We start from the raw sequence: 22,949 nt of genomic DNA on the forward strand, positions 1-22,949 counted from the left end.
CGATATCTATGTAACGACCGCGGAGGGCCTTTATCTGTACGACCCAAAAGGGAACGTGCTCACACGGATCATGACCGAGGATATCCGGGCACTTACGGGCACCCAGGCGTACGTGAAGGACGCGCCTGTGAACCTTGTCTATGTTTCTGACTATGCAAAACTGAGCGGTACGGATGTTGAGAAAGCGTTCTACTCTGGCGCCCATACGGGCTTCATCAGTGAGAACGTCTACCTGTTCTGCGCGGCCGAGGGCCTCGCAACGGTAGTTCGTGCGATGATCGACAGGGCCCGCCTTGCAGTAGCGATGAAGTTAAGACCCGATCAGAGGATCACACTCTCACAAACGGTAGGGTACCCGAAAAAGACGTAAGAAGTCTGGAGGGAAGCGTACGTTCTTCATAATGCAAAATCGGCCAGATGCGGTTCCGGCTGCATCGGTTTGCCTGTTTACAGGCCGAAAATTGATTGAACGGGAAAGGGGCAGGTCAGATCAGCAAATAGCTCATATTGATTTCTAAATTGTTAACTTTTTCGATTCGTGATATATATCCCTTCATTATTACAGGAGATAGGAAAAGGGGGACAACGTTATAGAGGATTACATCTTGTTTCCTTTGTCTCTTTATCTCGTTTCTCTCCCTCGTCTTTCGCCCCTTTTTGAAAACGAATAGCCCCGGAAATGGGCTATAGGAATTGAGGAGGATATAAAACATGAAAAAACAGCTTACACTTCTATTTGGCGGCGATACCAGCGTTGGCGAAGACTCTGCCAAATATTTTGAAGGCGTAAATGAAATATTGGATCAGGCGGACTTCCGCATACTGCACCTTGAAGAACCTTATGTCAGTGAAGTTACGGAGTTTGCAACAGCTAACAGAACAACTGATGTCCTTGCCCCATTGATTGGCAAGGTAGATTTACTGACTATGCCGGCCAACCATTTCTACGATTTTGGTGAGCGTGGCGTTAAAGACTCCATTGATTGGTGCCGGCATAATGGTATCGCATGCTGCGGCGCCGGTTCCAACATTACGGAAGCAAGCAAACCCGCATTTATTGAAAAGCACGGAGTCAAGGTTGGCGTACTCGCTTATAACGCGGTTGGCCCCAAGTATTCTTTTGCAGACGAAAACAAGGGTGGCACCGCGTACGTGAATTTTATTCGCGCCTATATCCCAGTAAGCGAGCTTGATCAGAAAAATACGAGACTTGAACAGGATGTTTATCTGTTGAAAGAGCCAATCAGGATTAACGAGGACTGCATGGCTTATAACTTTGCTGACATTGAATCATATGACAAAATGGCTGCTGAAGTATACGCGGCAAGGCAGCTGTGTGACATCTTACTTGTGTATTTCCACAAGGGATACGTGCATAAACCCATCACCGTTGCTCCTTATGAGCGGCTGATTTCCCATATTTGCATCGACAATGGTGCAGATGCCGTTCTTGGTACCCATTCCCACATCCTGCGCGGAATTGAGATGTATAAGGGTAAGGCAATCTATCACGGTCTCAACAATTTTATCATGTGGGCCCCTCAGCTATCCCCGCTCTTTAAGGGCAGAATCTTAGATGGCGAGTTCAGCCACAACGAAGAGCACATAAGGAAGAGAGTAGAACGCTTCGGTTTCGTACCGGATCCCGAATATCCCACCTATCCCTTCCACCCGGATTCCATTTATTGCATGACGGCGAAGCTCGTGATTGAGGACAAAAAGGTTCTATCCTATCGTTTCATTCCCATGAAGGTCGAGAAGGATGGCGCTCCCTATGTCCATGGTCATACAGAGGTGGGCCAGGAAATCCTTGATTACATAGAAAAAATTACCCGTGGTGCCAGCCTCAATGCCCGCTATAAGTGGGACGGAGATGATGTCGTAATTTCGTAGTATGTCAGCCAGGCTATGGCGAACAATGGTGAGGGGAGTCGGCTAATCTTTTTTTGACTGGAATATTGATTTTGGCTCACGCTTCCAACATGGAAGAATACAAATGGCATTCAACGATTGCGGTGCCAGGAAAACCGGCGCTATGGCTAATACAATTGTTGGGGAGCAGGTCGCCACAACGTTTTACGATGAGTACAAGAACGACAAGAAAGTTCCCAATAACGGCAGTTTGGCAGCAGGAATAGCGGAAGATGAAGGCGCCCTCTGTCCCGTCAGCAGCAAGGGATGATGTCTAAACTAAATAGCCTCGAGCGTTTCACCTTTCTTCTTGGTACGGTAGAAGAAAACGAATACCATACAGACAAAACAGGGCAGAGCCAAGATCACGAAGAATTGACGAAGGCTGAAGCCTGCGACTTGAAGTCCCCCGCCAATGATAGGTCCCAGGATGGATCCTGCCTTGCCCATGGCTTGAACCAGCCCAACCCCGGTAGAACGGATGTTGGTCGCGAATGTTTCACCGCACACAACGAGGAGAACCGTGGGCGCAGCGAGGACAAAGACGCCGGTAGCCACCCCAGCTACATACAACGAAGAACCAGACCTCAATATACTGAAAAGGAGTACGGAGATTCCGCCACAAAAATAGGTCAGGACAAGTCCCTGCTTGCGACCGAAGATGTCAATGAGATAGCCAAGTAATACCCCTCCCAGACAAGAGCCTATTCCTTGAGCCATACTGTAGCTAAAACTCTTGGTCAAAGAGAAACCCGCTTTCACCATGAGGGAAGGTAGCCAGGACGATAAGCCGTACAGTGTTATGGAGGTGAAAAGATAGGTAAGAGACAAGAGAACGGTCATTTGGGCAAGACCTGGCCGAAAAAGGTTTGACAGGCGGCCCGTGGATGGTGGCGATGAACTAACGGGGATTCGAACAGGGCCAATTGGCGGCAGGACTCCCGCCACGCGACGGATCCGGGAGATCTCCCGTGAAATACCAAGAGCCGAATCAGCGGAACCTCTCATGAAGAAACGTGAAAAATGATGGGTCTTTCCGAAGAGAAAGTGTATGGACTCAGGTAGATAAAACCCTATAAAGGGCACTAAGACAAGAGGCAGGGCGCCAACGGCCAGCACAATCCTCCAGCCGAATACGGGGATCAGGGCCATTGAGACGAGAGCTGCGATAACCCATCCGAAGGTGTAGCTCCCTGCGGCGACGGTGAGGAGTCTTGCTCTCAAGTGTGGAGGGGCAAACTCGGAAACAATAGTTACCGCAAGAGGGAATATCCCGCCCACGCCGAGGCCTGTGAGAAATCGGAGGAGACAGAAGAGATTGAAGCCGGAGACATAATAACTGAGACCCGTAGAAACCGAGCACAAGATTGAGGTCCCAATAAGCATTTTCTTTCTTCCCAACCTATCCGCGGCAGCGCCAAAAAACAAGGATCCCAGCATGAAACCGGCAAAGCCCCAGGATACGAGGGTTCCCGCCTGCATGGGCGAAAGCGCCCATTCTTTGAGCAAAGAGGGGATTACAAATGCAACGATCTGCGTAGAGTATCCGGCGGAGAGGACTGCGAGACTTATAAGCAGGAGCAGAACTATATGAAAACGGCCGAACTGAAGACCATTTACCCACCCAAGGATATCCGTCCCTACCTCTTGAGGCTTGTCCTGATTCACATCGGCATTCACACGTTTCTCCCTTCTCGAAATAGTAAAACGGCAATGACCCTGACTTGCCCTCAACTCATTGTATCAATCTCGGAGTTGGTCTTTCCATAAGAAAGGACCCCTTAGAGCTTGACGAGGGAGGCATTATCGATAACTCCTCAATGAAAAGGATCAGTCCGGTCAAAGAACCCGAAGCTCCGAAGGTCCTACCGAAAAATCTGGTATACCATGATCCAGGAACTGTTTCAATGGATCGTTGAAAAGCCATGGTCACCAGTTCATGTCGGACACGGCTGGATTTGAGGGGCTTTTGTCATAATTTCTTCCGTGAGCAGCATCTATTCTCCTTGAAATTTGATCTTCTGTCTCAGTAGTTCAATCCTGAGCTCGATTTGGCGCTCTTTCTGCCTTCCTTTTTCTTCCATGAGCTGTTTCCATGATTCGAACCGTTCTTTTCTAAACTTCAAGGATTTGGCGCGGAGCCTAAGCCTTTTGGCTTTTAGCTCGATCTCCTTCCTCTTAAGTTCATGATTTTCTATTCTTTGCCTCAAACACTCACTGATAAGAAAATTGACGATCCTTTTGTAAAGGTCTGCTTTTCCGCGGTCTGTTTCATCTGGCTCATCGTCTGCGGGGTTATGGAGAATAGACTCCAAAGTGAAGGTGCCATCTTCATTGCTTCCGAGAGGTTTCTGCAGGCTTTCCTCCCGATATTTTTGCTCTAAGTACCGATTTATGGCCCTACGTTTGACCTTCTTCGCGATAGCTGTGACCTCATCCATGGCTTTGGGATTGGATTCGAGTATTTCTGGCCATGCCTCCTGTAAGCTGTCTTCATACCTCCCGAATAATGTGCGCAGATATCTGTTCACCTCGTTCTCGTCAAGTGTCATTGTACATTCCCCTTTTGATGTGTGCCAGTTCTTGGATGATTACATCGCCGAGGATTATAACCGACTTTTGCGATGGTTAGACGTTTAGATGACCGTGTCTCGATTTGGATATCTTAAGAAACGCAATTCCATTATAGTAGAAAAGAAATCGACCGTTGCGGGCAAGCATTCAGGCAGGGATGCCAAGGTGTGGGCTACGGCCAATAATCAATAATCGGTGCGGGTTGAAACCCAGACGACCTATGAGAGCTAAGGTCGATGTCCTCGGTAACAAACCATTTACAGATGGGTAATGTAACCGTACGGTTGCTTAACGATAGTATGAGTCCGGTATGAGTGAGTTTTACAACTGTAATGATCTCATTATGTTATGTCCATGAGACTCGGTTCAAAACCCCGTGCGCCTACCATTTTCGATTTGCTGGGGATTCCGAATTGTTTCCTGGTAAAGTCATTCCGTCTTGTTTCATTCTTTATTATCTTACCGAATAGTTCATCATATACGCGAGGCAATTTATTTTCGAATATGTTCACCGCTATTTCAGTATTTCCACCCTTACGGGCCACCCTGCCAATCAGGTTATTAAAACCTTCACCTTTTTTCGATAACAACAACGAGGTTCCCAAAAGAGAACTGAGAACAATTTCGAAGCAGGTTCTGTAATCAATTTTATCATGCTTCACGGCGGATCTTATGAATTGTTCAAAGATGGCCGCTATTAGGCCGGGGGCACAACTTGATAGCACTGTGTAGACAGCAAATTGATCTTCTTCGATCAGTTCAATCCGCCCTATTGTTTTCAGCAAATTGGCGATATATTTCTTGTCCTTTTCCAAAACGAGCCTATTGTGGCAGAGCAGTGAAGCGCCTTGAAAGACCTCGCACGTTAATGTTGGAATGAGTTTTGATATTTTGCCGTTGAACAGATGCTCCACGGACATTATCTCCAGGCCTCCGGAAATTATTACCAGATGTTTCGTATTATCCAGACTTGATAGGATTTCCTTCATAACCTGAATTACTTCGTGAGTATTTACGCAAATGAATATTATGTCTGCCTTACGAGCAACCTGAATATTGCTGGTCGTAACTGCCAGTGTTGGGAAATCAGCCTTTATCTTTCTCAATTTGCTTCTTGATCTGTTTGACACAACCAGGTCCTTTGCAAGAATTGGTTTACGAGTCAGGAGAGAGCGAACGAGCGCCTCTGCCATGTGACCAAAGCCTATGAATCCAATTTGTTTCATGCGCGCCTCTTCCCCTTTAACGACTTCTTATCCAACAATGTTCAATTCCTGGATTATTATCATACAGGGCGCTACAGAGAATGGCAATTGGAAATATAGGATTTGAAATCATGCATGTGCAGGGATTTGGACAAAATAAAGATTACGGTCAAAATTGGTTGCCTTATTGCTGGTCGGAAAATCGGTAATCACCCACGCCACACCGATCATGCATTGGTCATTTTAGGGATAATATCTTATATAACCCCTCAACTCCAGCTTTCAGTATCCGTTCTTTCTTAATCGAATTATCGCCAAATACGATCCGATCAACTAATGCTGCTATGAAATCAAGCGCGATAATTGCAACGGTATCTACCTCGCTCGATTTCAGCTTCTTGTTCCAGCGACGAAGATACTTCTTCACTTCTTTTATTGTTTCGTTATTTTGCTCGTTAATAACTTTTGCAACATCCGCATTCGAGTAATAGAGCGCTCTTAATTCCCGATTGAATTCTTTCGAATTTTCGTGGATCGCAATAATCCCTTGAATAAGGCCCCGTAACCATTTCTTCTCGTCTAGGCTGCCAATGTTAAGCATACTCATTGATCTTTCTCGCAAAAGAACGAACTGCTCATGGTACCTATCCAGGATCTCTAATAAAATCATCTCCTTGTCTTTAAAATACGAATAAAGACTTCCAATAGAAACACCTGCTTGCCTTGCTATCTCATTTGTCGTGGTTCTATGAAAACCGTTTGTACAGAAAAGATTGAAAGCTGCGTCAAGTATTTTTTTCTTCATGCTGATACTTCGAGTTTGCATTGGCGTGCGTATTGGCTGACCGTGTCCCATTACAGCTCTCTTACGAATATTCTAATGAATGAGGGATCTTTGTCAAGAGAATATGAGTGCATACTCACATTATTCTTGACATATATACTGACGTATTATAATATGAGCTAATACTCATATTTGATACGTGTAAACATATAAAAACTCAACAAAGGAGGACAGCATGATGGGAAAAGACGACAGCATTCGCCTGGGAAAGTTCGAATTCTTTGCGATGAATAACCCCCTCAGGGAATGGAGAATGAAACATAAGGAATTTCCTCTCATGACAAGAATGCTCCAGAATCATAGTATCGGTTTGACCGGCAAAGTAATTGTTGATATGGGATGCGGTTCCGGGTACAGTACAAGTCTTCTTGTCAAAGAATTTGACCCGTCACGAATAGTTGCGTTCGACATTATGCCGGAACAAATCAAACTTGCAAAAAGACGTCAACTAAATGTTGCTTTTCAAGTCGGTGACGCAACAGCTATCGATATGCCGGATGTGAGTTGTGATGCGGTTCTTGAATTTGCCATTTTGCACCATATCCCACGCTGGCGAAAAGCTCTTTCTGAAGCAGTCCGTATTCTTGTCCCCGGAGGGATAATGTTTATTGAGGAACCTCATAAGCTGTTTGAATGGGATGAATTTGAATCCGGTATTCTTAGCACCGGTCTGAGTATATTAGAAAGAAAGCAGTGGTATGGGGGCTATTTTAGGTTCTTCTTAACACGAAAGCTTTAGAAAGACCGAGAGGGGTCCTTATCCCTCGATCGCTGAGTGAAACCGCCCATATCCAAGTGATTACATTATAACCTCGAAGTAGACTGCACAGAGTCCCATAGGCGCAAGTGCCTGGTTACGTCTGGGTCTGTGAGAAATCATGTTCTTCTCTGCCGAATTCCTCTGGTGGCACAATCTGGCCCTCTGTACGGTGAGGGCCTGGAGATATTGATCGAGCTGTTTCTTTTGGCCTATCCAGAGACCGGCAACCTTTCTGTCCCCTTTCAAGCCGTAGTCGCTGTACAGGATTCTGAAGGCTGGTTCCGTTAGCCTCATGTAGCTGAGTATCTCCTTGAGTCCTATAAAAAGATCCGGATTGGCTTCAGCAGGCATGAATGCCCCTTTCCCAGAGGATGGAATGCTTACCGCACAAACCTTTCTGCCAGGCGCTTGTGGATAGATGTTATGGTGAGGAGATTTTCGCATGGGAAAAATGATCAAAAAGCAAAACACCTTGCTATTCGGGTCAAAACACCCCCCCCTATTTTTCTTGACAGGTTCTTCGAGGAGCAGGCCCTGCGCGACTGGCTGCAGTGTCGCCATATTAACACGAATTACTTGGTTCCGACCAACTTTCCTTTACTGAAGGCCCAGAAGTCACGGATAATCATTTCATAAGCCGCTTTTTCTCCTTCGGCTCTCTCTCGTTCTGCCACCTTCTCGCGATGGAAATTCTTGACCTCTTCCGGGAATGGAAGGTTTCCGAACTCCACCCAGCGGATTGCTCCTTTGCAGTCTTTGATTCCGATAACTTTATCTTTCACCTGCTTGTTGGGGCTAAACGAAGAGTCGATAACGCCGGCCTCGGCGCCCCTCAGGCATCCGACGGCAATGTCGCCATCTCCCATCTCAAGGAGTTTCTCCAATATGGACCGTATCTCCATCTCGGCGATTCTCTCTTCCTCGGCTATCCCCTCTATTTCGAATTCTATGTCCTGTCCCCTGACAACATTGAAGACCCAGTTAGCGAACTCATAGGTGACCGCATGGGACTCTTCGGTAGGGATGCCCAGAGCTTCGTCGATCGTTCTCACGTTAACCGATTCAGCTTTTCCGAGGGAACCCACAAATGCGGCGTATCCCGGAAAGGCGAAAGCCCCTCCCATATTCTGAGGCATGGGGAACAGAGGGGTCTGCGAGCAAAAATTACCCGGAATAATTACGTCAGTGTACCCGAACCTGTCCAAGTACTCTCTCATGAGACGGGGCTGTATTCTCAGCCATGCGAGATCCTGGGCCATGTTGCCCATGAAGTGTACGAGCGGGACAATACTCTTGACTCCCTGTTCAGCCGCCATCAAGGCTTCCGCGATCATCGTCGCCAGGTTTACCGTCATGGGCTGAACCCCGGTAACAATCCAGCCATGGAGGTCTGTGGTAATGACGGCGCCTTTTTGGGCATAATATCCCATAAGCCGCTGTACGTACATACTGGTCGCGATAACTTCCTCCAAAGTTGCATTCTTCTCGTAGGCGCCCCAAGAGATGAAGGGACCGGTCGACATGCCCGTCATTCCGGCGGCGAAGGCGATCTCGGCGCCCAAGGGTTGAGCCCTGTAGGACACCCGCGGGTCGAAGGCCCCTGTGTTGACGCTCTCTACCACCTGTCTCGTTTTTTTGACCCCGTGGTTAATAAGCGGATATCCGTTAAGCAGTCTCTTCCCCGTCTTCCTGGTTTCTTCCAGGGCATCCTCTATCTTCTTAAACTGGAGCAGACGAGTGTAACTGTCCGTGGTCACCGGGATATACGGAACTCCTGATCCCTCAAGTTTTCTGCAGAGACTTATTTCGTCCTCTATGAGGGCTGTTCCGGCCCGAGGGTAAACGACGGACCGTCCTTCGTCGCGGAGTTTTTGCGTGATCTTCATGAAGTTTTTCTTTTCAGGCAGGTTTAATTGATACGCCACTCCATCATCAAGATCCACCTCCTTCCCTGTAGGCCAGAGAGCGAGAACGTTCTTCCTCATTTCGAAAAAGCGGTCTTCATCAACGCGTCTATTCCTCACTTCGAGCTTCATACGGTCCTCCATATCGGGGCCTCCTTCCTTTCATAACAAGATGGTATCTGTGCAATGACTTTGCTCCATAATTTATATCACAAATCTACGTCGTTCGGGCTTGCTTTGTTCTTGGATGTACAATTCGGGCGAAGTGTGATCAGAGCGAGGCAGCAACAGAATAAGTCTGAAACCTTCGTACGCATCAGCCTGACTTTATTAGGTATTGACAAGAAAAGACATTGTGACCCAAAATTGGGATCCGAGGAGGCGTGTGGTGTACGCCGTAGTCTGGACGATGGACTGGGCTCTTTTTAAGGTGAGCGTACCCAAGAACTGTGAATCATAATGTTGATCTTTCTTGCTTCTAGTGCACCGCAGGAAAGTGCCTGACCAATTATGATTTATCTCATAGAGTTAGATCATTGCATGTTTGGAATGCATCGTGCCACTATCTGACGGAGAAAGAACAGCATCTTCATGGCGGCAGATAATATTAAGTGGGGAAAGGGATAAATGGAGGGATACGCACACATCTTCTCGCCATTGAAGATCGGTAGAATCACAACAAAAAACAGAATAGAGGTCTCCCCCGCCATACCTTTCCTGGCATCTGAAGATTACTTTGTCACACGTGAGCTCATCGAATGGCATAGGCGAATGGCAAAAGGTGGCGCCGGTATTGTCACCATAGGTGAAACACTCATTGACTATGAGGATGCTCGTAACTGCGGGCGGCTTAATACACTCTGCCTGGCCGATGCCAGATCGATAAACGGGTTGGCCGTACTCGTAGAGGCCATTCAGAGATATGGTGCTATTGCCTCAATTGAACTGAATTACGAAGGTTCCTTCAAACCTACCGACATGAGCGTTGATCAGATCAAAACAACCATCAGCCGATTCGCAGATGCAGCTGAACGATGCAGACTGGCGGGAATGGAAATGATTATGATTCACGGCGGTCATGGTCACCTCCTGGGGAAGTTCTTCTCCCCGTTGACAAATAAGCGCAGTGACCGCTATGGAGGCAATTTGCAAAAAAGGGCAGCATTTGCTCTCGATGTGCTGGACGCTATCCGCGAAAAGGTGGGCGATCAGCTGTCTATCGAGTATCGGATAAGTGCTGACGAGTTAATCCCCGGGTCGCCGACTGTCGAGGATACCACCGAGTTCGCAAAGATGATTGAGGATAGGATTGATCTGCTTCACGTGTCTGCTGGCAACCTTTATGCGCCTGAGACCTGCGCCCGAATGATTCAACCCACTTACATTCCACGCGGCATCAATGTGGACTGTGCCACTGGGTTTAAGCGGGCGCTTGGAATTCCGGTAGCCACGGTGGGCTCTCTCAATATGGATATGGCCGAGGGGATTATATCTCGGAACAAAGCTGACATGGTTGCCATGATCCGGTCGATCATAGCTGACCCGGATTGCGTGAAAAAGGCGCGCGCCGGTCGTACGGACGATGTCAGACCCTGCGTCCGGTGCAACCGATGTCTTTCGATTACCCGCGATTATACCCGCCCCACCAGGTGCACGGTCAATCCGGAAGCCGGCAGAGAGGTGGAATTCCTGAACCGAGATATGCCTCGAACGAAGAAAAAGGTAGTCGTTATAGGCGGGGGACCGGCAGGCATGGAAGCGGCCAGGACGGCAGCGCGTCGCGGCCATGAGGTCATCTTGTTTGAGAAGGATTCAGAACTGGGCGGGGCGCTGATTGTGGCTTCAGCTCTGCCATTCAAGGAAGACATGAGGGGCTATCTGGCCTGGGCGAGGCGAACAACGCTAAATGAGCCTAACATCCACGTCAGGCTCTCGACCGAGGCAACCACCGAAGCGATAGAGGCGGAGCGTCCCGATACTGTTATTATTGCTGTTGGTGGTTCACCCACTGCGCTTGCGGTGCCGGGTATTGACAGAAAGAATGTGCTCCGGGTAGCTGACGTTGACATGGGTAGGGTCGAGATCGGGGATACGATTTTGGTCGTTGGCGCAGGCCTGGTTGGCTGCGAAACAGGGCTCTATCTCGCCCGTAAAGGCAGAAAGGTGACCATCATAGATGCGCTTTCCAGGGCCCAGATTACCCCTGACGTACACCCTTTGAACTTGACAACCCTTATTGCCATGTTGAATAATCAGCGCGTAACCATAAAGACAGAAACTAAGCTTGAAGCCGTGACAGACGCGGGCGCCCTCGTGAGCGATCGAGATGGGTATAAGTATGAGATACAATGTGAAACCGTTGTCCTCTCCGTTGGCGTCACGCCGAGGTCGGACCTGGTGCAAAGGTTCAAGCATCTTGCCCCGGAAGTTCACGCGGTTGGCGATTGCAGGCGAGAGAGAGGGAATCTTGGACATGCTGTTACGGATGGATTCAACGCGGTAATCGAGCTGTAACGAAGATATAGGCTCGTGGTAACAAGGGATTAGAACAAGGATGCAATATATCTATAAAGGAGGATGATATGAAGAGCCATAAGATGTGGATAGGAGGGAAATGGGTTGACGCTGAATCCGGCAAAACGTTTGCCGTCGTTAATCCAACCACCGAAGAGGAACTCGGTCAGGTTCCCCTCGGGGCCGAAGCTGACGTCGACAAAGCGGTAAAGGCAGCCGTTCAGGCTTTCCCCGTCTGGTCGAACATGCCGCAGAGCGAACGAACAAAAATCCTTTTCCGATTGGCCGAGGCGGTACGAAAAAACGCGGATGAGCTTATCTCGCTTGAAGTAAATGAACATGGTACGCCGATCCAGCTTGCCAGAGGCTTCCTTGCTGCCGGGGCCGACGAGATCGAGTACAAAGCAGCAATCAGCAGGGCGATGATGGGTCAGGTCCTTCCAAAAACAATCCTCCCCAATACCCTGGCTTACCTCCAGCGGGTCCCCATTGGGGTGGCCGCCCTCATTACACCCTGGAACGTCCCGCTTCTGATGATGATCTCAATGCTCACGCCCGCCCTGGCCGTCGGCAACACCTGCATATTGAAGCCGGCGAGTATAAACTCTCTGATAGCTGTCAAATTCGCCGAAATATTGGATACGATAGGCCTCCCACCCGGTGCTGTCAATCTGATCACCGGGCCTGGCAGCACTGTCGGCGAAGCGCTGGCTACGCACCCCGGAGTTGACCTGGTGCGGTTCACCGGAAGCAGCGATACCGGGAAAGACATCATGCGCGCCGCGAGCCAAACGGTCAAGAAGGTCATCATGGAACTGGGAGGGAACAATCCGATCATCGTCTGCGAAGATGCGGACGTAGAGACTGCAGCTACCCTTCAGGCCCAGAGGCATTTCGGCAATACAGCCCAGAACTGTTCAACTCCAGGACGCTACTACGTCCATGAGAAGGTGTACGACCAATTCGTGGAGAGGTTTGCAAGTGAGGTGAAGAAGATCGTCGTAGGTGATCCCAAGGATGAGAAAACCACGATGGGACCTATGACAAATAAACAACAACGCGAAAAAGTGGAGTACTATATCCAGTCCGCTATTAAGGAAGGTGCCCGTATTGTCTGTGGCGGGCAGAGACCCACGACACCGCCGCTCAACAAAGGTTACTTTCTCATGCCGACTGTAGTCGCGGACGTGACCCACAACATGACAATAGCGCGAGAAGAGATATTCGGTCCGGCGGCCCCCATCCTAAAGTTCTCCTCAGAAGAAGAAGTCATAAAGTTGGCAAATGATTCAGAGTACGGTCTTTGTGCCGGAGTGTGGACTAAGAATGTTGCGAAGGCCCTAAAGTTCGTGAATCAATTGCGCGTTGACAGTGTTTTTATAAACATGCCAAGGATGATGGCTGCTGAATTCCCCTGGGGCGGAAACGTGAAGGAAAGCGGTGTGGGTAAGGATGGGTCTCTGTGCGGAATGGAAGAACTTACTGAACTCAAACTGGTCTGTATTGCTCACGCTTGAAAAGTAATTGTTAAGGTGATCGGGCAAAGGGACTAACCATAAAGGAGGTATGAAATGATTCAGATCGATCTCGCAGGTAAAGTTGCATTTGTGACAGGGGCGTCCTCGAAGAGAGGAATGGGGCACGCCATAGCGCTGCGTCTGGCCGGCTATGGAGCCAATGTAGTGGTGATGGACAAATTCGCCGCGCCGAAAAGCCTCTTCTCTGGAGATGAAAAATGGAGAGGACTCGATGAAGAAGTGGAAGAGATAAAGGCCATGGGAAGAGACGCTCTGGCTTTGACGCTCGACATCAGCGGCACGAAAGAGGTAAACGAGGGCGTCGCCAAAGCGATCGACAAATTCGGAAAGATAGATATTCTGGTGAACTGTGCCGCCATACGCGGAACACCCAATTTGGACATCGTCAACGGCGACGAAAATGAATGGAAGGCCATGTTTGAGATTAACCTGCTGGGTTCCTTTCTCATTTCAAAGCCTATCGTCAAAGACATGATAAAACGGGGTCAGGGCGGAAAGATCGTCCACTTCGCATCACTCGCAGGAAGATTCGGCGTCAAAGGCAATGCAGCATATTCAGCTTCCAAGTGGGGGGTGATCGGGCTCGTCCAGAGTCTCGCTCTTGAGGTCGCCGCTCACAAAATCAATGTTAATGCTATCTGTCCCGGCATGATCATTACTAATCTTCGAGACAGGTTCCACGAAGAAGGTGCGAAGAGAGAAGGCATTACAGCGGAGCAATTCAGGCTAAAAGAGTACGAAATGGTGTCCAAAGGAATTCCTATAGGACGCATGGGAACTGTCGATGATATCGCCGATGTGGTTAGTTTTCTGGTATCGCCGCTCTCCGACTACATGACGGGCCAATCCCTCAATGTGTGCGGTGGCGCCCATATGGACTGAGAAGTGGGGCGTTTGATGAGATACGACACATTACTCTGTCACATTTTCTATTTATAGGGAGGCGCAGGCAATACTGAAAGATATTCATCAGGCGGGGTTGACAGGCTGGGGCAATATTTTGAAAGACAAAGCGTGAAAGGGTGAAATCTGAAATGAAAACACCGGCAGAGGGTTACGAAGATTTCAGCTGCGAAATTGTCGTCATAGGAGGAGGTGGAAGCGGCCTTGCCGCCGCCGTTGCGGCTGCCGAGAAAGGGAAAAGAGTTCTCGTGGCAGAGAAGAGGCGCAACCTGGGAGGAGATACAGCAATGGCCGGGGGATTTTTCGCAGCAGAAAGCCCGGCGTTGAAGCGCCTGAGAAACGAATCGAGCAAAGCCGAACTGATAAAAAAGGCATTAAGCTACGCGCACTGGAAAACGGATCCGATGATCGTTCGTGCTTTCATAAATAAGTCCGGCGATACGGCAGAATGGTTAGTAAATATGGGAATAAAGTTCGCGGATATATCCCAATTTATTCCTACGCAGGGTCCCCGCATTTTTCACTTGCCACGCGGTCTGGGTATCGGTGTTGTCAAAGTTCTGGCCAAAAGGTGCCAGGACTTAGGTGTGCAAATACTTCGTGGTGTCGCCATCAAGAAGATATTGATCGATGACGATGGGGAGACCATTGGGGTTATGGCCGTATCAAACGACAAGGATTTCAGGATCCATGCCAAAAGTGTCATTGTTGCCGCCGGAGGATATGCCGGGAATAAGCAATTGTTGAGGCAACATTATCCTTATTACACGGAGACCCTTCACGCAGTCGGCTTGCCTCTCACGGGTGACGGATTGATCATGGCGACAGAGGCAGGGGCCGCTACAGAGGGTCTGGGAACGCTGCTTTTGCGCGGTCCTTATTTTCGTGGAGCTCTGGATGTGGTGACTGTCGCGATGGAACCTAACACAATATGGGTAAATAAGAGAGGAGAGCGGTTTGTCGATGAAACCAGCGGGTTCACATGGCCTGAGGCCGCGAACGCGTTGAACCGGCAACCGGAAAAGGTTTCTTTCACGCTTTTTGACGAAGAGATCAAACGGGGCTTCATAGAGCGGGGGCTCATCAAGGGTTACGCGAACAAACCACCCCTCACCAAGCTGACGAAACTTGAAAAGAAGCTTGAAATAGAAGCTGCCAAGGGAGGGATAAAGATATCCTACTCCCTGGAACAAATTGCCAGATGGATAGGGGCGATTCCGAAAGTCCTGATCAACACCGTCAGTGAGTACAATCTTTCTTGTGAGCGCGGATATGACGATCTCCTCCTAAAAGACGGGAGTTTCCTGGTACCGCTGCGTAAGCCGCCTTATTATGCTATCAAATGCCATCAGGGTTTTCTCGGTACGATCGGTGGCATCAAAATCAATCATCACATGGAAGTGCTCAATCAGGAAGGTGATTCTATCCCGGGGTTGTTCGCCGCAGGAGCAGGCACAGGAGGCTGGGAATCGGACACATACTGTCTCGAGCTCAGCGGGTCTGCATTTGGCTTTGCGCTCAATTCGGGGCGAATTGCCGGGGAGAATGCGGCAGACTATGTCTCATAACAAGCCAATGAAGGTGCTCCCGCTTACTAAAGAGACGTTATTCGAAAATCAACTGTGTGGAATTCTTGAAGGGGGAAGTTCATGAATGGGAAAAGACTCAACGAGGTGTTAGTCGGTACCGCCGAGATCCTGTGCGCCTTGCTCCTAATCTTGATCGCGGTGCTTACCATTGCCCAGGTAATCATGCGCTATGTGTTCAGTTATCCTTTTACCTGGTCTGAGGAGTTATGTATTGCTGCGTTTATCTATTTGGCATTCCTGGGGATCGGCGTGGCCTACTCCCAGGATAGACACCTCTGGGTAGACGCCTTTCTGGTCATGCTCCCCCAAACCGTACGAACTATCGTGGACCGGATTGTTCTGGGGCTTTCGGCGGGTTTCTTGTTGTTCGTAAGCGCTCTGATGATTAAGGTGATGGTCGTGACCTCGAAGGTGGGCATTACCACCGCCGCTTTGGAGATTCCCAAGGCGTTTATCTATCTTTCCTTGCCCCTGGGCATGATCCTATTTTTCGTTCAAGTGGTGAGAAAGTTCCGGAAACTCGGGAGGCCGCAATGATTCTTCTTTTCGGCGTAATGCTGCTCACGTTGTTTTTGGGCATGGAGATTGGAACTGCCATGGGTTTCGCAGGAATGGTCTACATCCTTATCTCATGGCTGGGTCCCGCCCCGATTGCTCTCACGACCATAGCCCAAAATTTTGTTTACGGTGTCGATTCCTTCCCGTTTCTTGCCATGCCAATGTTTATCCTGGCCGGCGGGTTGATGAACGAAGGAGGAGTAACGTACCATCTGGTCCGCTTCTCTCAGGCCTTGGTCGGTCACGTGACAGGGGGGATGGGCAACGTATCCGTCGTCGCTAATATGATTGTGTCAGGGATGACCGGATCTGCGGTGGCCGATGCGAGCGCCACCGGATCGGTGATGATTCCGGCAATGAAGCAGGAAAAGTATCCACCGGAGATGGCGTCTGCCGTGATCGCAGCTTCGGCCTGCATTGGACCTATTGTGCCTCCCAGCATCGCTTTCGTCCTCATCGGGAGCATGACCGGCACGAGCATCGGGCGCCTATTCCTCGGGGGCGCCGCCCCGGCGTGTCTGATGGGTGTTCTGCTTCTGATCACGAACTATGTTGTGTCCAAACGAAAGGGACTGGTTACGGTGAAGAAATTCGATCGCAAAGAACTGTTTCGAGCCGCTAAGGATTCAGCCCTATCGATTCTCATGCCCATCGTCGTTGTGGGGTCGATCGTGTTCGGCATAGCCACCCCTACGGAAGCAGCCGGAGTGGCTGTAGCCTACGCTCTTTTCCTCGGGTTTGTGGTCTACCGGAAACTTACGTTAAGAAGCACGTTTGAGGTGGTAAAGAAGTGTGCCGTCCTGACTGCATCCGTATGCTTTACGGTCGCTGGGGCTGCGGTCATCTCGTGGGTCGCAAGCGCCGAGCAGATTACCGTCAAGATGACAGAGGGACTGCTCTCTATATCGAGCAATCCTCTGGTGATTCTTTTTATCATCAACGCCATTTTGTTCGTGCTGGGCTTTCCCCTGGAGCCGCTTCCTTTAACCATGATGCTGATCCCCATCTTGTTTCCTGTTATCACTAAGTTGGGCATTGATCCAGTTCATTTTGTCGTAATATTCGCCGTGAATACGTCGCTTGCTCTAATTACGCCACCCGTGGGTGCCACTCTCTATATTGTCTCGGCACTGGGCCAGACTACCGTATCAAAGGTGTCTCGAGCGGTCATACCCTATCTCATCGGGCTTCTCATCGCTCTTGTCATCATCACCCTGTGGCCCGGATTGACGTTGTGGCTTCCTAACCATCTTATGAGATGAAGGGAAAGCAGATCACTTTGGAAGATATGGCAGTTCTGAGTAACGTGTTTATACCAGGAAAAGGCCCGGAACACGTGGAGCCACGACATGCTGAGAGAACTGGTTGATGAGACGAGGAGACGATCCATCGAGTCTCAGAGGCGCTGCGGAGACGCGGCCGTATCAGAAGATTCTCGCAGCTTAACGGCTGATTGTCTGAGGCGTGTCTTTTGCGAGATTGCGCGTCAAGGGACATATATGTGTCAGTATCTTATATCAAGGGGGTACGCAATGAGAAAAGCAATAGGTGGATGTGTACGGACGATCTCTATCTCTGTCTCTATCTTTATTCTGCTTTCGTTTGGTGCGGCTTGCTTAGCCACAGCCTATACGGGTGAAGGACAGAAGACCCTGATTCTGAAGTCAGGGTCTGAAGGCCCCATGAACGAGTTGGGAACCCAGGGAGCTATGCGATTTGCCGAACTGATGAAGCAACGAACAAACGGGAAAATCCAAATCACCCATTATCCCGATTCGCAGCTGGGAAAATGGCAACAGATGCTCGAATCGGTTAAAGCCGGCAGCCTGGCGATAGTCTACACGCCGGCAGGGGGTTCCGAGGACTTCTACATGATGCTGTATCCGTACATCTTTCGCGATTCCGATCATGCTGCCAAGGTTCTCCAGGGGCCCATCAGAGAAGAGTGGGCAAAAAAGCACATGGAAAAGACCGGCATCTATATCTTTGGCGGACTCAACGCAGGATTCCAGCATTGTGTGTTCGCCAAAGCCCAGGTTCGCACGCCGGCGGATATGAAGGGAATGAAATTCAGAGTTCCCCAGGACAGGGTCTTCGTCGAAACCTTTCAGGCCCTGGGTGCGCGTCCGACGCCCATAGCCCTGGGAGAACTTTACCTGGCGCTCCGTCAGGGAGTAGCCGATGGCGCCGCAGGCCTTCTGGACGTTTTCGTCAATTTCAATATGTATGACGTGGCAAAGTATCTGGTCCTGACAAAACACATGTTTCAACCTTTGTGGGCCCATATGAACGGTGAGCTGTGGCAGAGCCTGACCCCGGAAACCCGGACGGTCTGGCTGGATACATGGAAAGAAGTCGCAGCATGGGCAGACAAGGAAGGGAGAGACAGGGAATTAAAGAACATAGCTCTGTGGAAATCAAAAGGAGGAGTAGTGATCGAGCCAGATGTGAACGCGTTCCGGGAAGCGACGAAGGATGTCTGGAAGAAGCTCGTCACCAAGCCTGAAGAAAGAGAGGCGTACGAGAAAATTCGGGCTTTACAATAGATCAGGTGCGTGTCTTGTCTGATCCAAAACGATACAAGGAGGGAGAAATGGAAAGGAAAATAATGCGTTATTTGCTAGTGACTATCGTGTGTTCGGTCATTCTTATGGGTCTATCTCCTCTGGCTACAGCGTATACGGGTGAAGGACAGAAGACCCTTATTCTGAAAATCGGCTCAGAGATTCCCGGCAACGATCCTTTAAGCCAAGCGCCTTCACGGTTTGCAGAAAGAATGACCCAGCGTTCGAACGGAAAAATTCAGATCACCTATTTTCCAGATTCGCAGCTTGGAAAATGGCAACAGATGCTCGAATCGGTCAAGACCGGCAGCCTGGCAATGATGTACTCACCCGCCGGTGGGTCGAAAGAGTTCTACGTAATCCAACTCCCTTTCCTGTTCCGTGATCTGGATCATGCGCGCAAAGTCATGGACGGTGAAATCAGAGAGGAATGGTCAAGGAGACACCTGGAGAAAACCGGAATCTATATATTTGGCTGGCAGTTTGGAGGCTGGCAGTCTATGTTCTTCAATAAAACTCAGGTCCGCGCGCCCGCCGATATGAAGGGAATGAAATTCAGAGTTCCCCAGGACAAGATTTTTGTTGAAACCTTCGAGGCCATAGGCGCGCGTCCCACGCCCATACCATTTGGAGAACTTTACATAGCCCTGCGTCAGGGAGTTGCCGACGGTCTCGCCGTGCCCACACAGCCTGTTGTGGCCATGAAGTTTTGGGAAGTTCTGAAATATGGGACTTTGACCCACCACATGATTTCGGCATTCCTCCTCCATTTGAACGGAGATGTCTGGAAGAGCCTCACTCCGGAGAGCAAGAAGCTTTGGATGGATACGTGGAAAGAGGTTAATGCAGAGGTGACCAAAATAGTGTTGGATAAAGAACGTGAGGATGTAGATTTGATGAAATCGAAAGGGATGGTTTTCTCCGAACCAAATATCGAGGCTTTTCGAGAAGCTACAAAGGACGTCTGGAGGAAGATGCTCACGGAGCCGGCGGAATTCGAGGCTTATGACAAGATCAAGGCGGCACGTTAGGCACAGCGTTTAAGGATGAAAAAAGGGGGTTGCAGAAAAACCCCCTCTAGCGAAGCCAATGAGATAGAGAATCACGAGGTGGTCTCAAAAGGCGCATTAGGCATTCACCCAGAGCGGTTAAACCTATGCGAAAGGGTTAGTTTCATGAGGTATATTCCTACGGAGACCTGCGGCTAATTGCCTGGTGAAAAGACGGATACAACGGGGAGGTAGAACAGATAATGAGTGAAAGCAAATACGGGAAATATATCGTGACGCAGCTAAAACTTCCTCAATCGGCTCAACAAGAGGCACCCGATCCGGAAAAGTACCGGGAAAGGATATTGTATCTGGACAAGGAAGTGGTGGAAGGGGCGTTTTACGTTTCTTCAGGCTGGTATCTGAAAGCCTCGGATATAAAGCAGGCGGAAGCGCACACGCATGATTTCGACGAGGTTGTTGCATTTTTTGGCACCAACCCGGAGGACCCGCTCGATCTTTGCGGTGAAATAGAATTCTGGCTTGGCGGGGAAATACACACGATCAAGAATAGCTGCCTCATATTTGTCCCCAAAGGGCTGAGCCACTGCCCCTATTGGATACGGAGGGTTGACCGACCTATCGTTCATTTTTCGACCGCGCCTTACGGTACGTACATTCAGAATGCGTCTGAGCCACAGTAGGTTAAACCAGCGCACTGTCGTTAAGGAATGAGCGGATATAAAGAGGATTCGGGTGGAGGCTTCGAAGCTGTGGAGCGTCACCAAATAACTGGCGTGTTGATCAGCTATTTTCTTAAGCACCCGGATTGTTCATGGGCCGACTATTGACGATGTCGCTCACAAACGGTTCACAGGGTTTCTGAAATTTTGCCCGTGTATCGCCGCGATGACTAAATCTTTTGACACGCGTTGGAGAAGGAGAACAGATGGCAAGTAACAGCAGATTTGAAAAACTACTGGAACCTTACCATATAGGGGCCGTAAGAACGAAAAATAGAATCGTCAAGACCGCATCGGGTATGCTCATGTGGCACGAGGATGATCTCGAGATGAACGAGAAAGTCAAGTCGTATTATGAGTCAATCGCGCGGGGCGGCGTGGGTCTTCTGATAGTGGAAAGCGCTACGATTGACTATCCGCACGGAAGGCGATGGAAGGAACGTTACCGTATAGACGACGATAAGTACATCAAGGGTTTGAGTGAATTGACCAGGATCATTCACGGATATGGTTGTCCCGCTTTTATACAGCTGGTTCACGAAGGACCATGGCAAACCAAACTCCCTTTTATGCCGGAACCTCTGTTTGAAGGCCCGCCTATCGGTGCTTCTCCGACCACCTTGGATAGTCCCAGTGATTTTCATTCGGATCCGCCGAGGCCTCTCACGATTGCCGAAATCGAGGGCCTTGTGGATAAGTTCGCGAGCGCGGCTGTGAGGTGTGCGAAAGCGGGATTTGATGGTGTGGACATAAATGCCGCCAGCACCCATCTGTTGCACAACTTCTTATCCCCTTTCTGGAACCGAAGGGAAGACATGTATGGTGGCACCCCGGAGAACAGGGTGAGATTTGTCGGGCAGATCATTCAAGAGATTAAGAAACGTCTGGGACAGGACTTTGCGGTAGAAGTGATCATAAATGGCATGGAGATTGGCCAAGCTCTGGGTATCGATAATAATGCCTGTCTTACTCCAGAGTACGGCCGAAAGATAGCGAAGCTCTTAGAGGCTGCCGGAGCCGACGCTATTCAGGTGAGAAGCCACTGGCTTGGATTTCATCAGGGTTCATTTCTTCCTGAGGCGCTTTTCTACCCGGAGCCGGTGGTTCCTTTAAGATCGATGCCTGAAGAATATAATGCCAGCCGCAAAGGAGCAGGCGCCAACATATACCTCGCTCAAGCAATAAAAAAGGAAGTGAGCATTCCAATCATCGTTGTGGGAAGACTCGATGCTGAACTTGGGGAGCATGTTTTGCGCGAGGGCAAAGCGGACTTCATCGGGATGACAAGGCGCTTACAGGCTGACCCCGATTATCCGAACAAGCTCTTGTCCGGTAACGTAGATGAAATAGCCCCCTGCACTGCGTGCGATACGTGTCTTGGTGCTAACGCGCGGTGTCGCATTAACCCGTTCCTTGGAACGGAGTACAACACCATCGATAAGGCCCTGAAGAAAAAGAAGGTGGTCATAATCGGCGGCGGGCCGGCTGGAATGGAAGCGGCTAGAGTCTCGGCCCTTCGGGGCCACGATGTGACCCTTTTCGAAAAAGCCGATAACCTCGGTGGATTGTTGCACATCGCGGCCACAGTGAAAGGAGATCACCCCGAAGATCTGCTGTCCATAGTGCGCTATTTTGATAGGCAGCTTAAAAAGCTGGGGGTGAAGGTCAAATTAGGGAGAGAGGTTGGTCTGCGTGACATTCAGAAAATAAAACCCGACGCGGTGATCGTAGCCACGGGAGGCACCACTGTAACCCCGCAGGTAATGGGTATTAATAGCCGTCATGTATTGAGCGGGAAAGACCTCCACAGGAAGATGAGGTTCTTTCTGAAAGTTTTCGGACCACGCACCTTAAGATTTTTGTCCCGATTCTATATGCCACTGGGAAAAAGGGTCATCATTATCGGAGGCGGACTACACGGCTGTGAGCTGGCGGAATTCCTTACGAAGCGCGGAAGAAGGGTGACAATTATCGAATCGGGTGATGCTGTGGGAGAGGGAATGGTGGAGGTGCTTCTGAACCACCTATTGGCCTGGTTCCGGAAGAAAGGTGCAGCTATGGTTACGGGTGTGAGGCAGGTTGAGATTGTCGCCAACGGCGTAACCATCACTACTCGAGATGGATCAAAATCGGTAATTGAGGCGGACACAGTTATCCCCGCTGTGCCGCTATCGGCAGACACGAGCCTGTTCAAGAGCCTTGAAGGAAAGGCGCCTGAGGTTTATGCGGTTGGTGATTGTCAGAAACCCCTCCTCATCGTGGATGCCATAGGTACCGCATCGAAGGTGGCGCGTGCCATTTAGGTTCGTCGAAATTTCGCCAAGTCGGCCCTTAGGGGCCATAGGCAGATGAT

The 22,949-nt window shown here is 49.7% G+C and carries 20 protein-coding genes; 14 read left to right on the forward strand and 6 right to left on the reverse strand.

The features are described 5' to 3' along the window. From VMT62_13105 to VMT62_13115, 3 genes are all read left to right on the forward strand, one after another. Positions 1-370: nitroreductase family protein (locus tag VMT62_13105; protein ID HVN97360.1), on the forward strand; the 370-nt coding region annotated here is incomplete at its 5' end. Positions 371-711: 341 nt separating this feature from the next. Next, positions 712-1,893 carry a CapA family protein gene (locus tag VMT62_13110; protein ID HVN97361.1) on the forward strand — a complete coding sequence of 394 codons (1,182 nt, stop codon included), beginning with the start codon at positions 712-714 and terminating at the stop codon, positions 1,891-1,893. Between the two features lie 103 nt (positions 1,894-1,996). Continuing rightward, positions 1,997-2,182: a hypothetical protein gene (locus VMT62_13115; protein ID HVN97362.1), complete on the forward strand. Its 186-nt coding sequence runs from the start codon at positions 1,997-1,999 to the stop codon at positions 2,180-2,182. Between the two features lie 8 nt (positions 2,183-2,190). On the opposite strand, the gene VMT62_13120 is transcribed toward VMT62_13115, so the two are convergent. The 4 genes from VMT62_13120 to VMT62_13135 all read right to left on the reverse strand — a co-directional run bounded on the left by VMT62_13120 (position 2,191) and on the right by VMT62_13135 (position 6,495). Then, the gene (locus VMT62_13120) at positions 2,191-3,591 is read right to left on the reverse strand and encodes an MFS transporter (protein HVN97363.1); all 1,401 of its coding nucleotides are present in this window, start codon (positions 3,589-3,591) and stop codon (positions 2,191-2,193) included. Positions 3,592-3,908: 317 nt separating this feature from the next. After that, a complete protein-coding gene (locus VMT62_13125) occupies positions 3,909-4,463 on the reverse strand; it encodes a hypothetical protein (GenBank protein ID HVN97364.1) in 555 nt (184 codons plus the stop codon). 363 nt (positions 4,464-4,826) lie between these two features. Beyond that, the gene (locus tag VMT62_13130; GenBank protein ID HVN97365.1) at positions 4,827-5,711 is read right to left on the reverse strand and encodes an NAD(P)-binding domain-containing protein; all 885 of its coding nucleotides are present in this window, start codon (positions 5,709-5,711) and stop codon (positions 4,827-4,829) included. A gap of 217 nt (positions 5,712-5,928) precedes the next feature. After that, a complete protein-coding gene (locus tag VMT62_13135; GenBank protein HVN97366.1) occupies positions 5,929-6,495 on the reverse strand; it encodes a TetR/AcrR family transcriptional regulator in 567 nt (188 codons plus the stop codon). A gap of 214 nt (positions 6,496-6,709) precedes the next feature. Between VMT62_13135 and VMT62_13140 the strand changes: the two genes are divergently transcribed. Then, positions 6,710-7,273 (forward strand): class I SAM-dependent methyltransferase, encoded by a 564-nt coding sequence (locus tag VMT62_13140; GenBank protein HVN97367.1) that lies wholly within the window; start codon positions 6,710-6,712, stop codon positions 7,271-7,273. Between the two features lie 60 nt (positions 7,274-7,333). On the opposite strand, the gene VMT62_13145 is transcribed toward VMT62_13140, so the two are convergent. Beyond that, positions 7,334-7,645 carry a hypothetical protein gene (locus VMT62_13145; protein HVN97368.1) on the reverse strand — a complete coding sequence of 104 codons (312 nt, stop codon included), beginning with the start codon at positions 7,643-7,645 and terminating at the stop codon, positions 7,334-7,336. Positions 7,646-7,866: 221 nt separating this feature from the next. After that, positions 7,867-9,342 carry a hypothetical protein gene (locus tag VMT62_13150; GenBank protein HVN97369.1) on the reverse strand — a complete coding sequence of 492 codons (1,476 nt, stop codon included), beginning with the start codon at positions 9,340-9,342 and terminating at the stop codon, positions 7,867-7,869. Positions 9,343-9,825: 483 nt separating this feature from the next. Here VMT62_13150 and VMT62_13155 point away from each other — a divergent pair, with 483 nt between their 5' ends. From VMT62_13155 to VMT62_13200, 10 genes are all read left to right on the forward strand, one after another. Further along, positions 9,826-11,712, forward strand: coding sequence for an FAD-dependent oxidoreductase (locus tag VMT62_13155; protein HVN97370.1), 1,887 nt, complete (start codon positions 9,826-9,828; stop codon positions 11,710-11,712). A gap of 68 nt (positions 11,713-11,780) precedes the next feature. Further along, on the forward strand, positions 11,781-13,229 hold the full coding sequence (locus VMT62_13160) for an aldehyde dehydrogenase family protein (protein HVN97371.1): 1,449 nt from the start codon (positions 11,781-11,783) through the stop codon (positions 13,227-13,229). Positions 13,230-13,283: 54 nt separating this feature from the next. After that, a complete protein-coding gene (locus VMT62_13165) occupies positions 13,284-14,132 on the forward strand; it encodes an SDR family oxidoreductase (GenBank protein ID HVN97372.1) in 849 nt (282 codons plus the stop codon). Between the two features lie 152 nt (positions 14,133-14,284). Further along, a complete protein-coding gene (locus VMT62_13170; GenBank protein HVN97373.1) occupies positions 14,285-15,721 on the forward strand; it encodes an FAD-dependent oxidoreductase in 1,437 nt (478 codons plus the stop codon). Positions 15,722-15,802: 81 nt separating this feature from the next. Then, on the forward strand, positions 15,803-16,279 hold the full coding sequence (locus tag VMT62_13175; GenBank protein HVN97374.1) for a TRAP transporter small permease: 477 nt from the start codon (positions 15,803-15,805) through the stop codon (positions 16,277-16,279). Further along, the gene (locus VMT62_13180) at positions 16,276-17,562 is read left to right on the forward strand and encodes a TRAP transporter large permease (protein HVN97375.1); all 1,287 of its coding nucleotides are present in this window, start codon (positions 16,276-16,278) and stop codon (positions 17,560-17,562) included. The genes VMT62_13175 and VMT62_13180 overlap by 4 nt, the downstream gene beginning before the upstream one ends. A gap of 270 nt (positions 17,563-17,832) precedes the next feature. Beyond that, positions 17,833-18,846, forward strand: a complete 1,014-nt coding sequence (locus VMT62_13185; GenBank protein HVN97376.1) for a TRAP transporter substrate-binding protein — start codon at positions 17,833-17,835, stop codon at positions 18,844-18,846. A 47-nt stretch (positions 18,847-18,893) separates the two neighbouring features. Beyond that, complete coding sequence (locus tag VMT62_13190) at positions 18,894-19,895, forward strand: TRAP transporter substrate-binding protein (GenBank protein ID HVN97377.1); 1,002 nt, start codon at positions 18,894-18,896, stop codon at positions 19,893-19,895. 221 nt (positions 19,896-20,116) lie between these two features. Beyond that, complete coding sequence (locus tag VMT62_13195; GenBank protein ID HVN97378.1) at positions 20,117-20,557, forward strand: hypothetical protein; 441 nt, start codon at positions 20,117-20,119, stop codon at positions 20,555-20,557. Positions 20,558-20,802: 245 nt separating this feature from the next. After that, a complete protein-coding gene (locus tag VMT62_13200; GenBank protein HVN97379.1) occupies positions 20,803-22,899 on the forward strand; it encodes an FAD-dependent oxidoreductase in 2,097 nt (698 codons plus the stop codon). Positions 22,900-22,949 lie beyond the last annotated feature (50 nt).

The sequence above is a fragment of the Syntrophorhabdaceae bacterium genome, from assembly GCA_035541755.1.
In the GTDB taxonomy this organism is placed as follows: Bacteria; Desulfobacterota; Syntrophorhabdia; order Syntrophorhabdales; family Syntrophorhabdaceae; genus PNOF01.

Coding starts and splice junctions, on each gene's coding strand:
- VMT62_13140 (HVN97367.1), top strand. CDS start 6,710: ATGATGGGAAAAGACGACAGCATTCGCCTGGGAAAGTTCGAATTCTTT.
- VMT62_13200 (HVN97379.1), top strand. CDS start 20,803: ATGGCAAGTAACAGCAGATTTGAAAAACTACTGGAACCTTACCATATA.
- VMT62_13195 (HVN97378.1), top strand. CDS start 20,117: ATGAGTGAAAGCAAATACGGGAAATATATCGTGACGCAGCTAAAACTT.
- VMT62_13170 (HVN97373.1), top strand. CDS start 14,285: ATGAAAACACCGGCAGAGGGTTACGAAGATTTCAGCTGCGAAATTGTC.
- VMT62_13155 (HVN97370.1), top strand. CDS start 9,826: ATGGAGGGATACGCACACATCTTCTCGCCATTGAAGATCGGTAGAATC.
- VMT62_13160 (HVN97371.1), top strand. CDS start 11,781: ATGAAGAGCCATAAGATGTGGATAGGAGGGAAATGGGTTGACGCTGAA.
- VMT62_13135 (HVN97366.1), bottom strand. CDS start 6,495: ATGAAGAAAAAAATACTTGACGCAGCTTTCAATCTTTTCTGTACAAAC.
- VMT62_13115 (HVN97362.1), top strand. CDS start 1,997: ATGGCATTCAACGATTGCGGTGCCAGGAAAACCGGCGCTATGGCTAAT.
- VMT62_13145 (HVN97368.1), bottom strand. CDS start 7,645: ATGCCTGCTGAAGCCAATCCGGATCTTTTTATAGGACTCAAGGAGATA.
- VMT62_13175 (HVN97374.1), top strand. CDS start 15,803: ATGAATGGGAAAAGACTCAACGAGGTGTTAGTCGGTACCGCCGAGATC.
- VMT62_13110 (HVN97361.1), top strand. CDS start 712: ATGAAAAAACAGCTTACACTTCTATTTGGCGGCGATACCAGCGTTGGC.
- VMT62_13125 (HVN97364.1), bottom strand. CDS start 4,463: ATGACACTTGACGAGAACGAGGTGAACAGATATCTGCGCACATTATTC.
- VMT62_13130 (HVN97365.1), bottom strand. CDS start 5,711: ATGAAACAAATTGGATTCATAGGCTTTGGTCACATGGCAGAGGCGCTC.
- VMT62_13190 (HVN97377.1), top strand. CDS start 18,894: ATGGAAAGGAAAATAATGCGTTATTTGCTAGTGACTATCGTGTGTTCG.
- VMT62_13180 (HVN97375.1), top strand. CDS start 16,276: ATGATTCTTCTTTTCGGCGTAATGCTGCTCACGTTGTTTTTGGGCATG.
- VMT62_13165 (HVN97372.1), top strand. CDS start 13,284: ATGATTCAGATCGATCTCGCAGGTAAAGTTGCATTTGTGACAGGGGCG.
- VMT62_13150 (HVN97369.1), bottom strand. CDS start 9,342: ATGGAGGACCGTATGAAGCTCGAAGTGAGGAATAGACGCGTTGATGAA.
- VMT62_13185 (HVN97376.1), top strand. CDS start 17,833: ATGAGAAAAGCAATAGGTGGATGTGTACGGACGATCTCTATCTCTGTC.